General features: G+C 71.5%; 17 protein-coding genes (1 of these 17 cut by a window edge). 7 read left to right on the top strand and 10 right to left on the bottom strand.

Features of this window, described 5'->3' with window-relative positions; translation table 11 throughout:
- The 4 genes from ACFXGA_RS07820 to ACFXGA_RS07835 form a co-directional block, all read right to left on the bottom strand.
- On the bottom strand, positions 1-266 hold the 5' end (the start) of the coding sequence (locus tag ACFXGA_RS07820; protein WP_378085311.1) for a TIGR04222 domain-containing membrane protein. 817 nt of this gene lie to the left of the window's left edge; only the first 266 of its 1,083 coding nucleotides appear in the window; the start codon lies at positions 264-266; its stop codon lies beyond the left edge, outside the window.
- 215 nt (positions 267-481) lie between these two features.
- Positions 482-919, bottom strand: coding sequence for a peptide-methionine (R)-S-oxide reductase MsrB (gene msrB, locus ACFXGA_RS07825; RefSeq protein ID WP_378085313.1), 438 nt, complete (start codon positions 917-919; stop codon positions 482-484).
- Positions 920-966: 47 nt separating this feature from the next.
- Complete coding sequence (locus tag ACFXGA_RS07830) at positions 967-1,281, bottom strand: hypothetical protein (protein WP_378085315.1); 315 nt, start codon at positions 1,279-1,281, stop codon at positions 967-969.
- 50 nt (positions 1,282-1,331) lie between these two features.
- Positions 1,332-2,276, bottom strand: coding sequence for an asparaginase (locus ACFXGA_RS07835; protein WP_378085317.1), 945 nt, complete (start codon positions 2,274-2,276; stop codon positions 1,332-1,334).
- 72 nt (positions 2,277-2,348) lie between these two features.
- On the opposite strand from ACFXGA_RS07835, the gene ACFXGA_RS07840 reads away from it, so the two are divergent.
- Positions 2,349-2,993, top strand: a complete 645-nt coding sequence (locus ACFXGA_RS07840; protein ID WP_378085319.1) for a GntR family transcriptional regulator — start codon at positions 2,349-2,351, stop codon at positions 2,991-2,993.
- Positions 2,994-3,107: 114 nt separating this feature from the next.
- Here the strand turns inward: ACFXGA_RS07840 and ACFXGA_RS07845 are convergent, their stop codons facing one another.
- Together ACFXGA_RS07845 and ACFXGA_RS07850 are read right to left on the bottom strand one after the other, a co-directional pair.
- Entirely contained in the window at positions 3,108-4,277 is a 1,170-nt protein-coding gene (locus ACFXGA_RS07845) for an acyl-CoA dehydrogenase family protein (protein WP_378085321.1), read from the bottom strand.
- A gap of 23 nt (positions 4,278-4,300) precedes the next feature.
- Positions 4,301-5,452 (bottom strand): acyl-CoA dehydrogenase family protein, encoded by a 1,152-nt coding sequence (locus ACFXGA_RS07850; protein ID WP_378085323.1) that lies wholly within the window; start codon positions 5,450-5,452, stop codon positions 4,301-4,303.
- A gap of 77 nt (positions 5,453-5,529) precedes the next feature.
- On the opposite strand from ACFXGA_RS07850, the gene ACFXGA_RS07855 reads away from it, so the two are divergent.
- Entirely contained in the window at positions 5,530-6,144 is a 615-nt protein-coding gene (locus tag ACFXGA_RS07855; RefSeq protein WP_378085325.1) for a TetR family transcriptional regulator, read from the top strand.
- On the opposite strand, the gene ACFXGA_RS07860 is transcribed toward ACFXGA_RS07855, so the two are convergent.
- From ACFXGA_RS07860 to ACFXGA_RS07875, 4 genes are read right to left on the bottom strand one after another with little or no spacing between them, the layout of a single operon-like run.
- Positions 6,113-6,826, bottom strand: a complete 714-nt coding sequence (locus tag ACFXGA_RS07860; protein WP_378085327.1) for an ESX secretion-associated protein EspG — start codon at positions 6,824-6,826, stop codon at positions 6,113-6,115. The genes ACFXGA_RS07855 and ACFXGA_RS07860 overlap by 32 nt on opposite strands.
- A complete protein-coding gene (locus tag ACFXGA_RS07865; RefSeq protein ID WP_378085329.1) occupies positions 6,823-8,052 on the bottom strand; it encodes a hypothetical protein in 1,230 nt (409 codons plus the stop codon). The genes ACFXGA_RS07860 and ACFXGA_RS07865 overlap by 4 nt, the downstream gene beginning before the upstream one ends.
- Before the next feature lie 19 nt (positions 8,053-8,071).
- A complete protein-coding gene (locus ACFXGA_RS07870; RefSeq protein WP_378085331.1) occupies positions 8,072-8,641 on the bottom strand; it encodes a DUF3558 domain-containing protein in 570 nt (189 codons plus the stop codon).
- The gene (locus ACFXGA_RS07875; RefSeq protein WP_378085333.1) at positions 8,641-9,093 is read right to left on the bottom strand and encodes a hypothetical protein; all 453 of its coding nucleotides are present in this window, start codon (positions 9,091-9,093) and stop codon (positions 8,641-8,643) included. Before ACFXGA_RS07875 ends, ACFXGA_RS07870 begins: the two co-directional genes overlap by 1 nt.
- A 217-nt stretch (positions 9,094-9,310) precedes the next feature.
- Here ACFXGA_RS07875 and ligD point away from each other — a divergent pair, with 217 nt between their 5' ends.
- From ligD to ACFXGA_RS07900, 5 genes are all read left to right on the top strand, one after another.
- Positions 9,311-10,303, top strand: coding sequence for a non-homologous end-joining DNA ligase (gene ligD, locus ACFXGA_RS07880; RefSeq protein ID WP_378085335.1), 993 nt, complete (start codon positions 9,311-9,313; stop codon positions 10,301-10,303).
- Between the two features lie 170 nt (positions 10,304-10,473).
- Positions 10,474-10,644, top strand: coding sequence for a hypothetical protein (locus ACFXGA_RS07885; protein ID WP_378085337.1), 171 nt, complete (start codon positions 10,474-10,476; stop codon positions 10,642-10,644).
- A gap of 185 nt (positions 10,645-10,829) precedes the next feature.
- Complete coding sequence (locus ACFXGA_RS07890; protein ID WP_378085339.1) at positions 10,830-11,027, top strand: hypothetical protein; 198 nt, start codon at positions 10,830-10,832, stop codon at positions 11,025-11,027.
- 118 nt (positions 11,028-11,145) lie between these two features.
- Positions 11,146-13,929 (top strand): glycosyl hydrolase, encoded by a 2,784-nt coding sequence (locus tag ACFXGA_RS07895; RefSeq protein WP_378085341.1) that lies wholly within the window; start codon positions 11,146-11,148, stop codon positions 13,927-13,929.
- A 37-nt stretch (positions 13,930-13,966) separates the two neighbouring features.
- Complete coding sequence (locus ACFXGA_RS07900) at positions 13,967-14,902, top strand: DUF1996 domain-containing protein (RefSeq protein WP_378085343.1); 936 nt, start codon at positions 13,967-13,969, stop codon at positions 14,900-14,902.
- Positions 14,903-15,021: the final 119 nt, after the last annotated feature.

Consider the following 15,021-nt stretch of genomic DNA (forward strand, 5'->3'; position numbering starts at 1 on the left):
GGCGGGGGCCCCCCATCTGTACGGGTTTCTGCTTGGTGGGGCGCCGCTTCCAGGGTCCGACCACGACCGGGACGCCGGACCGCGTCCACCGCAGGCGCACTCGGACGAAGACCGCGAAGGCCAGCGACAACGCCAGCGCGATCCAGTACAGCTCCAGGAACTCCGGTCCGGACAACCCCCACGGTCGCTCCACGGTCCACCCCCTGTGGCCCCCGGTGGAAACAGCGTCCACCGACTAGGAGGCAATCGTGTGCGCCGGGCCACACCCCGGCAAGGGTGCTTGAGCAAGCCTTAGGGTTCCGGCCGGTTTCAGGGGTCCTCCCGGCAGAGGTCGGGAGGACCGTCGGACGTCAGGAGGATCCGCGGACGTCAGGAGGACGAAGCGCCGTCCACGCCCCCGGAGCCCTCACCGTCGGTGCCCTTGAAGATGCGCATGATCCCTCCCAGTGTCGATACGGCATCGTCGTTCGGCGTAGCGCCTTCAGTCTGCTGGACCGCGGGTGCTTTCGACCAGACGCAAGCTCACCGAGTTGATGCAATAGCGCTGATCCGTCGGGGTGTCGTAACCCTCGCCCTCGAACACGTGCCCCAGATGGCTGTGGCACGTCGCGCACAGCACCTCCGTCCGGACCATCCCGTGGCTGCGGTCCTCGCGCAGGATCACCGCGTCACCGGCCAGGGGCGAGAAGAACGACGGCCAGCCGCAGTGCGAGTCGAACTTGGTCTCGCTGCGGAACAGCTCCGCGCCGCACGCGCGGCACGTGTAGAGGCCCTCGGTCTTGGTGTCCGTGTACTCGCCCGTCCAGGCGGGCTCGGTGCCCGCGTCGCGCAGCACCGCGTACTCCTTCGGGGTCAGCATCTCCCGCCACTCCGCCTCGGAGTGGACCACCTTCGGGGTGGCGCCGACGACAGGTTCCATGCCTCCACGGTAGACGACCCGGCGCGGGCCCGGAGGCGGGCGGAACCTCAGGAGAAGAAGACCCAGACGAGCGTGCCCAGGTAGTACCAGACGCTGATCAGCACACCCAGCAGGATCAGCCCCACCACGACGACCGCGACCAGCCGGCGCAGCCCGCCCGCCCGGTTCGCCGAGTCCGCGAACTGCCCGACGCCCGCGACGGTGCCCTCGACGGTGAAGCTCGGCGGCTGCTGCTGCATCCGCCCCAGGTGCTCGGCGAACGCCCTGGTCTCGGGGTCGTCGGGGTCGAGCCCGATCAGCTCGTCCTCGATGCTGTTCCGCGGGCGCTCGTCCGGCGCGTCGGCGGCTCTGGCGCTGGCCATGGGCCCCAGCGTATCGGGCGATTCAAGCCGCCGGCCGGGTCAACTCGGCCTCAGCTCACCAGGGCGGGTGACGGCCGGACCGCGCCCACCGGTCGGCCGTGGCCCAGGACGGGGACCGTGGCCAGCTCGTCCGGCGCGTCCACGCCCAGCTTGCGCAGCGCCGCCACCACGACCACCGCCCTGGCCCGGCTGGAGCCGTCCGCGATCTTGCACGCCACGGCCTCGCCGGTGGGCAGGCCGATCGCGTAGACGCCTTCCGCGCCGTCCTTGGCCACCGCGCCCGGGATCGCGCGCATGAGCTTGGTGACGTCCCGGTCGGTGCCGCCGACCCACTCCGGGTGGCGGTTCATCGCCTCCGCGATCCGCCGCTCCGGGCCGTCCGCCGCGCCCGCCAGCGTGCCGAACGCCCTGGCCAGCCCGGCGAGGCTGATGCCGAACAGCGGTGCGCCGCAGCCGTCCACGCCCTCCGCGCCGATGCGCTCGCCGGCCAGCTCCTCCAGCGTCTCGCGGACGGCCCGCTGGAGCGGGTGGCCCGGGTCGAGGTAGTCGTGCGTCGACCAGCCGTTGACGACGCAGGTCGCCAGCATGGCGGCGTGCTTGCCGGAGCAGTTCATGTACTGCGGGGCCTTGGCCCGGCCCGCCCGCAGGTGCGCCCGCAGCGCGTCCTCGCCGATCGGCAGGTCCGGGGTGCACTGCAACGCGGTCTCGTCCAGGCCGTGCGCGCGGAGGATGCGGTGCACGCCGTCGACGTGGAAGTCCTCGCCGGAATGGCTCGCGCAGGCCAGGGCCAGCAGCTCGCCGTCGAGGTCGAGGCCGTGGCGCAGCATGGCCAGCGCCTGCACCGGCTTGTTGGACGAGCGCGGGTAGGTGGTGTCGTGCGGGCGGCCCACGGCGAGCACCTCGCGCCCGGTCCGGTCCAGGGCGATCACCGAGCCGTGGTGCACCGACTCCAGGAACGCGCCGCGCCACACCTCGGCGACCAGTTCGTGTGCCATGCGTCCCTCCACCGTGCTCTGCCAACTGTCGACAGTTAACATTGCGAGGACTTCTCGCGCTAGGAGACGTTCGTGACACCTCCCGTGCACTTGAGCTTGGCCGGTCAGGCCGTGGACGTGCTCCGCGAGCTGGTGCTGACCGGCGACATCCCGCCGGGCACGCGGGTCAACGAGGTGGAGCTGGCCCAGCGGCTGGGCATCTCGCGCGGTCCGCTGCGCGAGGCCATCCGGCACCTCGCCTCGGAGGGCCTGCTGGTGCTGGCCCCGCACCGGGGCGCGTCCGTGCCGACGGCCGACGCCGACGACGTGCGGGCCCTGTTCGAGCTGCGGACCGCGCTGGAGTGCGCGGCGGCGGAGCTGGCGGCGTCCCGGCGCACGGAGGCCGACGTGGTGCGGCTGCGCGCGGTGTGCGAGGAGTCGCGGCGGGCGTACTCGGCGGGCGAGCGCTTCCCGTACCGGCTCGACCTGGCGTTCCACCAGGCGTTGCTGGACGCGGCGCGCAGCCCCCGGATCGCCGAGCAGGTGCGGCTGGCGCAGCAGCGGGTGGTGCTGCTGCGCAGCGGGCTGCGGGACGACCCGCCGCACCAGCACGCGTCGCTGGACGACCACGACGCCCTGGTCGCGGCCGTCGCCGCCGCCGACCCGACCCGCGCGGCCGACGTGATGCGCAAGCACCTGGCCCGCGTGTGCGCCCAGATGCTCACCAGCCTCGGCTGACCGCGCGCGGAGGTCGTGAGCCGAGGTCGCGGGCGGAGGTCGTGAGCGGAGGTCGTGAGCGGTCGCGACCGGTCACGGAGGGCCGGTCGCGACGGCCCGCGTCACGACCCGCCGTCAGCCCAGCGACCCGGTGACCTTCGCGTGGCCCTTGAGCAGGTTGCGGGCGATGGTGCGGCGCTGGATCTCGTCCGTGCCCTCGTAGATCCGCAGCAGCCGCAGCTCCCGGTACCAGCGCTCGATGGGCAGCTCGCGCGTGTAGCCCATGCCGCCGTGGACCTGCAGCACCCGGTCCACGATCTCGTTCGCCTTGATGCCGCCGTACAGCTTCGCCATGCTCTGCGCCTGCCGCGAGTCCGCGCCCTGGTCGACCAGCCACGCGGCGTGCAGCACGAGCCAGCGCAACGCCTCGATCTCCACCGCCGAGTCCGCGATCATCCACTGGATGGCCTGGTACTCCGCGATCGGCCGGCCGAACGCGACCCGGTTGTTGGCCTGCTCGATCGCCATCTCCACGAGCCGCTCGCACGAGCCGATCGCCCGCGCGGGCAGCAGGTAGCGGCCCTGGCCGATCCACTGCATGGCCAGGTGGAAGCCCTTGCCGACCTCGCCGAGCACGTTCTCCTCGGGCACCCGCACGTTGTCGAACACCAGCGCCGCCGGACCCCACTGGCCCATGGTCTGGATCGGCTCGGACTTCCAGCCCATGTCCCGGTCGACCAGGAAGCACGTGACGCCGCCGTCCGCGCCCTTCTCCTTGTCCGTCACGGCGAACACCATCACGAAGTCCGCCTCGTTGCCCTGCGTGATGAACGTCTTCTCGCCGTTGATCACCCAGTCCTTGCCGTCCTTCACCGCGGACGTCCGGATCGCCTTGGCGTCCGACCCCGCGCCCGGCTCGGTGATCGCGAAGCAGGACACGCGCTCGCCGGAGATCGTGGGCAGCAGGTAGCGCTGCTTCTGCTCCTCGTTGGCGTGGAACAGGATGTTGTCGGCGTACCCGCCGAACCGGAACGGCACGAACGTGCGGCCCAGCTCCGCCTCCAGCAGCGCCGTCATCACCGCGCCGAGCCCCATGCCGCCGTACTCCTGCGGCGTGAGCACGCCGAAGAACCCGGCCGCCTTCGCCTTGTCCTGCAACTCCTTCAGCTCGTCCCGGGTCAGGCCGGGTTGCCCGAGGCGCTCGCGGCGCAGCACCTCCGGCTCCAGCGGCGCCACCTCCCTGCGCACGAAGGTCCGCACCCAGTCGCGGATCTCCTTCTGCTCCTCGTCCAGCGCGAAGTCCATGCCGTCCGTCCTCCCTCTACCCTCTACGCGAACGCGTTGACGCCGGTCAGCGCCCGGCCGATGAGCAACTTCTGGATCTGGCTGGTGCCCTCGTAGAGGGTCGTGACGCGGGTGTCGCGCAGGTACTTGCCGACGGGGTACTCGTCGACGTAGCCGTACCCGCCGAAGACCTGGATGGCGTTGTTGGCCACGCGCACGGCCGCCTCGCTGGCGTACAGCTTGGCCATGGACGCCTCCGTGCCGAACGGCTCGCCCCGGTCGGCGAGGTCCGCGCACCGCCACGTCAGCAGGCGGGCCGCGTCGGTCTCCACCGCCATGTCCGCCAGCAGCTCCTGCACGAGCTGGAACCCGGCGATGGGCCGGCCGAACTGCTGCCGCTGCTTCGCGTACCCGACCGCGGCCTCCAGCGCGCCGCGGGCCGCGCCGACGCACCCGGCGGCCACCGACATCCGGCCGCGGTCCAGGGCCTGCATGGCCAGCCTGAAGCCCGCGCCCTCCTCGCCGAGGCGGCACGCGTCGGGCACCCTCACGCCGTCGAGCGCCAGCTCGGCCGTGGCCTGGCCGCGCATGCCGAGCTTGCCGCGGATCTCGGTGGCGGTGAAGCCGGGCAGGTCGGTCGGCACCAGGAACGCGGTGATCCCCTTGGGCCCGGGACCGCCGGTCCGGGCGAAGACCAACGCCACGTCGGCCCACGTCCCGTTGGTGATGAACACCTTGCGGCCGGTGATCAGCCAGTCGCCGCCGTCCCGGACGGCCCGGGTCGCGAGCGACGCGGCGTCGGAGCCCGTGCCGGGTTCGGTGAGGCCGAAGCAGCCCAGCTCGCGGCCCGCGCACAAGCCGGGCAGCCAGCGCCGCTTCTGCTCCTCCGTGCCGTGCTTGGCGATGGTCTTGCCGACCAGGCCGAGCGAGACCGAGACGATGCCGCGCACGGCCGAGTCGCCCCGCGCGATCTCCTCCAGCACGAGGCAGTAGGCCAGGTGGTCGCCGCCGGAGCCGCCGTGCTCCTCGGCGACGCCCAGGCCGAGGAAGCCCACCTCGCCCAGGGCGGGCACCAGGTCGCGGTCGATCGCCTCGTCCCGGTCCCAGCGCGCGGCGTGCGGGACGATGCGCTCCTCGGTGAACCGGTGTGCCAGCTCCTTGAGCTGCCGGTGTTCGTCGGAGATGCGCAGATCCACCGGGGTGCCCTCCTAACCGAACGGTGTTAGGTTATCTAACCTAGGCGCGGAATCGACCACAGGCAAGGGGAGCCGACATGCCGAGGAGCCCGATCCTGAGTGCCTCGCGCATCCGGACCGCCGCACTGCACATCATCGACCGCGACGGCCTGGACGGCCTGTCGATGCGCAAACTCGCCGCTGAGCTGGGCGTTCAGGCGGCCTCGCTGTACGGGCACGTGAGCACCAAGGACGACCTGCTGCACGAGGTGGCGGCGGAGATCCTGGAACGCGTCGACGTGTCCGGGTTCGAGGGCGGCGACTGGCGGCACGGCCTGCGCAGCTGCGCCCGCTCCTACCGGGCGGCCCTGGCCGCCCACCCCAACATCGTGCCGTTCCTGGCGTACGGGCCGGCGCACCGCGAGGCGTCGCTGCGCCGGCTCGACGTCGTGCACGGCGGGCTCGTCGCGTCCGGCTGGACGCGACGCGAGGCGACGATGATCGCCGCGTCGCTGATGTACCTGGTGTTCGGCGCGGCGCTGAGCTCGTTCTCCAGCGGGTTCACCGAGGACCAGTCGTTCTACCGGGACCGCTACCCGAACCTGGACAAGGCCCACCTGCTGCCTTCCGTGGCCCGCGAGCTGGACCACGACAGCTTCGAGCTGGCCCTGGACGCGTTCGTCACCGGGCTGGGGGCGCGAGCGCGCGGCTGAGCCGGGAGGCCAGGTCGGCGGCGTCCGCGGGCGCGACGGTGATCCAGTCGGAGCCCGTCGTCGCGTACCGCCCGCGCGGCGTGTCGATCCAGGTGATCGGCTGCTCGGAGCCGTCCACGGCGAAGTGCCCGGTGCCCGTCACGGGACCCGCCAGCATCTCCCGCACGGCCCGGACGTCCGGGTTGCCGGTCCGCCGGACGGCCCGCGTGAAGCCCTGCGGCTCGTCGTCGGGCGCGAGGTCCTTCGCCGCCACCGTCACGGGCCTGCCCGGTCCGGCCCGCAGGGGCGGCACGACCCCGACCGCCCCCTCCACGGGGCCGGGCACCACGTCCAGCAGCACGAACCCGTCCTCCTGCACGGCCCGGACCGCATAGGCGCCGCGCGCCACCACGACGGCCCGCAGCATGGAGTCGGCGTGGACGTCCGGCATGCCCAGCACGGTGATCCGGGTGGCCGGGCGGTGCAGCAGGCGCAGGGCGTCCTCGAGATCGGCCTCGGGCCGGCCGCGCCGGGCGAGCCCCCGGCGGTCCAACTCGGCGTACACGTCCTGCCGCACCCTCCGCCGCTCGTCGAAGGTCGAGCCGGGGGAGGGCAGGTCGAAGGGGTAGGGGACGGGGCCCGCGTCGAGGTCGTCCCAGAGGATGTCGAAGGCGGGCAGGGGGAGTGCGGCGACCCGTCTCATTCGCCGATGGTCTCCGGCGCGACCATGCGCGTGTCGTCGAAGTACTCGTCGGTGGGGATGAGGTACTTCGTCTGGTGCTCCTGGTCCTCCGCACCGGCCGTGCCGGCGGGCGCCGCCGCCCCGACGGGCGCCATCCCGGGCGCCACCCGCCCCTGACCGCCCGAGGACCCGAACGCCCCGCTCCCGGCGGGCCCGAACCCACCCGCCCGCTGCGCGCCTCCCGGCACTCCCGGCCCACCCGGCGCACCTGCGCCACCGCCTCCCGCTGCCGGGAAACCACCGGGCATACCCGGCCGACCACCCCTGCCTCCACCGACGGGCGACCCACCACCGGGTGGCGTGACACCGCGCGGCGGGACGACCGGGCCGGTCGCGGGCCTGCGTCCGGGCGGCATCATCGCGGGCGGCAATCCCGGCGGCGTGACCGGCTGCTGGTGGTAGCCGGGAGTCGGCGGCGTCAACGGCGGTGGCGTGGTGGACGGGGTGGTCCACGAGGCCCGCGTCGTGCCATCGCTACCGCCAACCACCGTGGGCCCGGGAACCTGCGTCGTCGCGGCCACGGCGGTACCGGTGCCACCGACGTTCCCGATCCGCTCGTTCGAGTCCACCGACCCGGTGGACACGGACGAGGGCTTCGGGTCCACGTCGACCGTGTTGTGCTCCTGCGTGACCTTGGGAGGCTCGGCGAGCGCGGGCATGCCGAGCGTTGCCGAGTACAGCGCGTTGTCCCTGGCGTACATGACGTTGACGGCTTCGGCGTGCGCCGCGTCCGCCCTCGCTTTTTGCGCCACGTAGAGAAGTGGCGCGGTCATCTGCTTGATGATGTCGCCGCTGTTGGCCATGGAGGAGTAAATTTCGTCCGGAGTCGGCTCCACCAGTGGGGGCATCCGTCGTGCGGCTTCGCTGACGATTTCCGTCTGTGTGGAGATTATTTCGCCGGTGCGCGTGAACTGGACACCCGCCGCGTCGCTGAACTTCCCCAGGTCGAGGAGGGCGTTCCGTGCGGCCTCGGCTGCGGAGCCCTTCCACCCGTCGCGTGACATGGTGATGATGCCGGATATGTCCACCGCCAGTTCGGAGAGGGCCTCCCCGAGGTTCTTCCACCTGGCAGCGCCTTCGCGCGAGAGTTCCAGGTCCAGCTTGTTCGTGACCGTTTCGATGAGTTCCCTGTGGGATGTCCCCTCATAGCGGCCGTCGGGACTGGGCAGCTCGGGCCTCGACTTCATCGGTGTGTCCTCCCGTGATTCAGGGAAGCTTGGGGGCGATCAGTTCTGCGGCCTTGGTGGCCCGCTCGCATGCCGCCGAAGTGTCGGTGGAGGTGGCTTTGACGGTGCCGATCACCTGGACGCTCGATGTCGCCGAAGTGGAGATCACCACGTAACAGACGTATTTCGCGTTCGCCGGCGCTTCGACCCGGATCGCGTCGTATTCCCCGATCTTGGTGGTCGCGGTGTGCTCCCCGTCGAGGTTCAGGTCGTCGGCTCCGTCGTCGGGGTGGATGCCCGCGCTCGCCGCGCCGTCACCGGTGCCGTACCAGTTGCACGTCTTGATGCCCCCCACGGAGTCTTCTTTGCCGGGGTGGCGAAGCCCGAGCCGGCCGACGTCGTCGGAGGTCAGGAGGTCGCACGGTGCCAGATCGGTCAATGCGCTGGCTTCCCGGACCGAGGAGGAGATCGTCGGCGCGGACGGGGATGCCGGGCGGTCCACGTCCACGGGCTTCGGGGTGCCCGCGGTGTCGCTTCCGGCGCAGCCGGTCGCCAGCAATGCCAAGCCGATGGCGCACGCGGTGGCGAGGCGTGTGGTTGCACGGTTCATCACTGGACTTGTCCTTCTATGTGGCCGAAGACGGATTTCTGGGTGTCATCCGTGCGCAGGTAGTACGCCCCGCTCTTCTTGATCTCTTCTGCCAGGTCCTCGATCGCCTGGGCCAGCTTCGGTATGAGGGTGGCGAGCACGTGTGCGGCGATCTTCCGGTTGACCTCGCCAATTTTTTCCGCGTAGCCGCCGCCGAGCGAATTCCCGCTGGTGAGGTACGTCGAGAACATCGTCATGTCGTCAAGCAGTTGGACACGTATTGCCGACAGTTTCTTGGTTATCGAGTCAACGGCCTCGGGATCGATGGACAGGGCTCCCGCGTCGTTGGCGGCGGCGAGCGCGCGCGTCACGGCACCCACCTTGTCGATGCCGATGTCCCACCAGGACTCTCCGAATTCCTCCCCGCGGCGTCCACCGGCATTGGCCAACCTTGCGCTACCGTCCTCGACCACAGGGCATACCCCTCCCTGGCGCGCCTCGCATGTCGATCAAGGACTGTAGCGCAGTACCATGGTAGGTGTGGACCACTGGTCCCACGTCATCCAAATGGTGTACCTGTCACCCGCAGTTTTCGTGCTTCATTCACGTGATGATTTCTCGCATTGAATCGCCACGGTTGGTGACGTCCGCGCCCGGTACGAACGCCTGGTCGTTGTTAGGCTCACCCGTATGGCCCAGGCTGTGGAACTGACCGTCGGTGAACGCGTGGTGCGGGTGTCGAACCCGGGCAAGGTCTACTTCCCCGAGCGTGGGATCACGAAGATCCAGGTGGTGGAGTACTACCTGGCCGTCGCCGAACCCCTGCTCCGCGTCCTCCGCGACCGCCCGACGACCCTGAAGCGGTACGTCGACGGCGTGACCGGCGAAGCCTTCTACCAGAAGCGCCTGCCCAAGGGCGCTCCCGAGTGGGTCGAAACGGCGCGCGTCAAATTCCCCTCCGGCCGCCCCGCGGACGAGGTCTGCCCCACCGAACCCGCCGTGCTGGCGTGGGCGGCGAACCTCGGCACCTTCGACTTCCACCCCTGGCCCGTCCGGCGGGCGGACACCGATCGGCCGGACGAGTTGCGCGTCGACCTCGACCCGCAGCCCGGCACCGGCTTCCGGGACGCGGTGGACGTGGCGATGGTGCTCCGCGAGGTGCTGGGGGAGTTGGGCCTCACCGGCTACCCGAAGACGTCCGGCGGCCGGGGCGTCCACGTGGCGGTGCGCATCCGGCCCGAGTGGGACTTCGTGGACGTGCGGCACGCCGTGATCGCGTTGGCGCGCGAGGTGGAACGGCGCGTGCCGGACAAGGCCACCACGTCCTGGTGGAAGGAGGAGCGCGGCGAGCGCGTCTTCCTCGACTTCAACCAGGCCGCCCGCGACCGCACGATCGCGTCCGCCTGGTCGGTCCGCGGCACGCCGCGCGCCACCGTCTCGACCCCCGTCACGTGGGATCGCCTGTCCACAGTGGACCCGGACGACTTCGACGTCCTCACCGTCCCGGCCTACCTGGCCGAGCACGGCGACCCGCACGCCTCCCTGGACGACGAGGCGTTCGGCATCGAGGAGCTGCTGGAGTGGTACGCGGCCGACGACCGGGGCGAGATGCCGTACCCGCCGGACTACCCCAAGATGCCCGGCGAGCCGCCCCGCGTGCAGCCGTCGCGGAAACGGAACTGACCCGCCCGGGTTCATCCGTCCGTGTGGTGCTCCGGCCGTGGGCCCGCCCCGCGGGTGCGCGCGCGACGCCGTGGACGCCCAGGTTGCGCGCACCACGACCCGGACCACCGGTCCCGGCCGCACGGACGGGCGTATCGCCTGGCCCACGGCGGCGGAGCAGGGTGGGCCGCATGAGCGACCGACGCATCGAGGTGGTACTGCCGGCGGACGTGTCCGCGCACGACTACACGGCCGTCGCGCACGCCGTCTGGACGGTGTTGAGCGACGCCGGGTTGGACGCGGACACGGCGCTGCGCTCCGACGACGACGAACCGGACGAGACCCCGGAAGGCGGCCGTTGAGCCGATCCCTCGGAACGGGAGGGCCTCCCGGCGCGGAGGTCCCCGCGTGCCCCACGACCGCTCCCACCTGCGGCTGGAACGGTCGGAGCCCTGCGCCAACCGGTTGTTTCCGACGCCGCTTCGGCCGCGATCCGGCTCCTCCTCTCGTACCATGGGGGCAACGCCGGAGAACAGGGAGGCAGCCGATGACCCAGGCGTACGTGGTGCGGTTCGTCGGCGGTCCCCTCGACGGCCGGGTCGACTCGCACGCCAGGCCGCCCGAGGGCCCGAAGCAGACCGTCACCCACGTCCACCTGCACGGCGGCCCCAAGATCGTGCACCACTACGACCTCCAGTACGCGGTCGAGTACGGCTGCGAGTACCGGCTCCGCGTCGAGGACTGACGCCGCTTCTTGACACGGTCAGAAGCCCGCGACCGTAGACACGCCCCTCACCAGCGGTTTACCGTTTGAAGCGCGTGAGAGCGCTCTCACAAGGTTGTGAGCCCTGCTGGAGGTCCCTGTGCGTTCACCCCGCCCCCACCTGGCGGCCCTGGCGGTCGCCGTGGCCGCGGCCGCCGTCATCCCCCTCGCCCTGCCCGCGACGGCCGGCGCCGTCACGGTCGGCGCCGGCAGTTACGCCACCACCCGCCCGGCGGGCGCGGTCGGCCCGTCCGACGCGAACGGCTCCGCCGTGTCGCCGAAGGTCACCGCCCGGATGGCCGGCCGGCCGGTCCCGACCAACGACTGGTGGTCGTCCCTGGCCTTCCAGCGCTACCCCGGCAACCCGTACTCCGAGAACATGTACGCCCACCCGCTGACCTTCCACGCGGCGGCCCAGGGCCTCGGCGTCGGCCACCCGACCAGCCCCGCCATCACCCCGGACGGCCGGTTCTACGAGTTCATGCACACCGACGACCTGTTCGTCGGCGTCAGCGGCCTGAACGCGCCGCGCACCCAGGTCGACGGCTGGTCCGACTGGACCGTCACGCCACTGTGGACGGACGGCACGCGCACCCTGCGCACCACCATCGGCCACGGCTCGCCCTACGTCTACGCCGAGGCCGGCGGCGGCGCGGCCCGCGTCGGCTTCAACGGGGCCACCACGATCTGGAGCAACACCGGCACCACGCTCGGCGTCACCGTCAACGGCCGCGACTACGCGCTGTTCTCGCCGAGCACCTGGAACCTCGTCGGCACCGCCGAGGCCACCTCCGCGGCCGCCTTCTTCTCCGTCGCCGTGCTGCCGAGCCGCGACGCGCTGCCCCTGTTCCAGCGCTACGCGTTCTCGTTCGTCACCGACACCAAGGTCAGCTGGACCTACAACGCGGCGAACGCCCAGCTCACCGCCACCTACACGGCCACGACCACGGCCCGCCAGGGCACCCAGACCGGCACCCTCCAGGCCCTCTACCGGCACCAGTGGCTCAACTCCTCCGACGCCGTCACCGGCTACCGCTACCCCTCGCCCCGCGGCGAGATGCGGTTGCGCGAGGGCGCGTCGTTCACCACCCGCAGCACGTTCAACGGCGTCCTGCCCGCGCTGCCGCTGTCCTCGGCGGCCGACCGGAACCGGCTGCGCGCCGAGATCGACCAGGAGCTGAACGCGGCCGACCCGTGGAAGGGCGCGGGCGACACCTACTGGACCGGCAAGGCGCTGTGGCGGCTGGCCGCGCTGGCCCGCGTAGCCAACCAGATCGGCTACACCGAGGGCCGCGACCGGCTGCTCGGCCTGGTCCGCGACCGGCTCACCGACTGGCTCACCGCGACCCCCGGCGAGACCGACCGGCACTTCGCCTACGACGCCACCTGGGGCACGCTGATCGGCTACCGCGCCGCCTACGGCACCGACGCCGAGCTGAACGACCACCACTTCCACTACGGCTACTACGTGCTCGCCGCCGCCGTCCTCGCGCAGCACGACCCGACGTGGGCGTCGGACTCCCGCTACGGCGGCATGGTCAAGCTGCTGGTCAAGGACGCCAACAACTACGACCGCGCCGAGACCCGCTTCCCGTTCCTGCGCAACTTCGACGCCTACGCGGGCCACGGCTGGGCGTCCGGGCACGCCGGGTTCGCGCACGGCAACAACGAGGAGTCCTCGTCCGAGGCGATGATGTTCGCCACCGCCGCCGTGCTGTTCGGCCAGGCCACCGGCGACACCGCGCTGCGCGACGCGGGCATCTACCTGCACACCACGCAGGAGACCGCGATCGCGCAGTACTGGTTCGACAAGGACGACGCCGTCTTCCCCGCCTCCTACCAGCACGGCACGGTCGGCATGGTGTGGGGCGCGGGCGCGAGCTACAGCACGTGGTGGACGGCGAACCCCGAGGAGATCCACGGCATCAACATGCTGCCGATCACCGGCGGCTCGCTCTACCACGCCGACTACAAGGCCGACATCCTGCAGAACATCGCGGAGCTGCGCGCCAACAACGGCGGCGCCGAGGTGGAGTGGAAGGACATCATCACCCAGTTCCTGGCGCTCGCCGACCCGGCGCAGGCGCTGTCGCAGTACGGCTCGGGCCTGGAACCCGAGGCCGGCGACTCCCGCGCGCACGCCTACCACTGGATCACGTCGCTGAACACCTACGGCACGCCGGACACCTCCGTCACCGCGAACGTGCCGACGCACGCCGTGCTGAGCAAGAACGGCGCCCGCACCTACGTCGCCTACAACCCCGGGACGACGACCGCCACCGTCACGTTCTCCGACGGGCAGACGCTGTCCGTGCCGGCGTCGTCCACCGCGTGGCGCGGCCCGGCCGGCACCGGCGTCGACTCCGGCTCCGGCGGCGTGAACCCGACGTCCACCACCACGACCACGTCCACCACCACGACGACCACAACGACGACGAGCACCACCACCACCACGACCGCCCCGCCGGTCAGCCGGGACGCGTTCGGCACCATCCAGGCCGAGTCCTACGACCAGCACAACGGCGTGTTCAAGGAGACGACCACCGACACCGGCGGCGGCCAGAACATCGCCGGCCTCGCCAACGGCGACTGGGCGCTCTACCGCGGCGTCGACTTCGGCAGCCGCACCGCCCGCCAGTTCGTCGCCCGCGTCGCCAGCGGCGCGACGGGCGGCGTGAGCGGCCTGGTCGAGGTCCGGGTCGGCAGCCCCACCGCCGCGCCCGTCGGCAGCTTCGCCATCGCCAACACCGGCGGCTGGCAGAGCTGGCGCACCGTGCCCGCCAACGTCACCGGCCTGACCGGCAGGCACGACGTCTACCTGACCTTCACCAGCGGCCAGCCGGCCGACTTCGTCAACGTCAACTGGATCACGTTCGGTTCCTAAACCTGCCGCCGCATCCCGCTCCACCGGAGGAGATCGGATGAACGCGAGAATGAGAGGTGTCCTCGGCGCCGCGTCCGTCGCGCTGGCACTGGCCCTGCTCGGGTCGGTGATCGCCTACCAGCCGGCGGGCGCGGGCCCCCTGGTGAACCACGACAACCACCCGGCCGCACCGGACGCGCGCCAGGCCGCGGCCATCGAGGGTCAGGCCGGCATCCAGGCCGCGTCGGAGTTCCGCGCGAACTGCCGCGCGAGCCACCGGTCCGGCGACGACCCGATCATCTACCCCAACCAGACCGGCGCGTCGCACGTGCACGAGTTCTTCGGCAACCGGTCGACCAACGCGTCGTCCACGTACACGTCGCTCAAGGCGGCGGGCACCACGTGCGACCCGGTGGTCGACCTGTCCGCCTACTGGGTGCCCACGCTCTACAAGAACGGGCAGCCGGTCGCGCCGGAGAGCGTCACCGTGTACTACCAGGGCATCCACGACATGCAACGCGCCGTCGCCCACCCGCCCAACATGAGGTACGTCGTCGGCAACGCCCGGGCCACCAGCCCGGACCAGAACCCGTCCGCGCGGTGGTCGTGCACCACGCAGTCGCCCTCCAGCCGGGACTTCATGAACTGCCCGGCGGGGACCAAGCTGGAGACCTACCTCGACTTCCCGACCTGCTGGAACGGCCGGGACCTGGACAGCCCCAACCACAAGGACCACATCGTGTTCTGGGCCGGCTCCTGCCCGTCCACGCACCCCGTGGTCCTGCCGCGGCTGGAGTTCCTGATCACCTACCCGGTCAACGGCGGCGGGCTGTCGCTGGGCGGGACGGTGAACGGGGTCAACGTCACCAACGCGCCGGGGTACACCTTCCACGGTGACTTCGTCAACGCGTGGGACCAGACCGAGCTCGAACGACGGGTGCGGAACTGCGTCAACGCGGGACGCATCTGCGGCACCAACGGCAACCCGATCTAGACCGGCGGGGGGGGGGGGGCGCGCCCCCCCCCCCCCCCCACCCGGTTGGGGTTGTGGAGGACGGAGGCGGGGGGGGTGTGTGAGGGGTGGGAAACCGGGTGCGACGAGCGGTCGAGGGG

The organism is Actinosynnema sp. NPDC059335 (genome assembly GCF_042752395.1).
Lineage (GTDB): Bacteria > Actinomycetota > Actinomycetes > Mycobacteriales > Pseudonocardiaceae > Actinosynnema.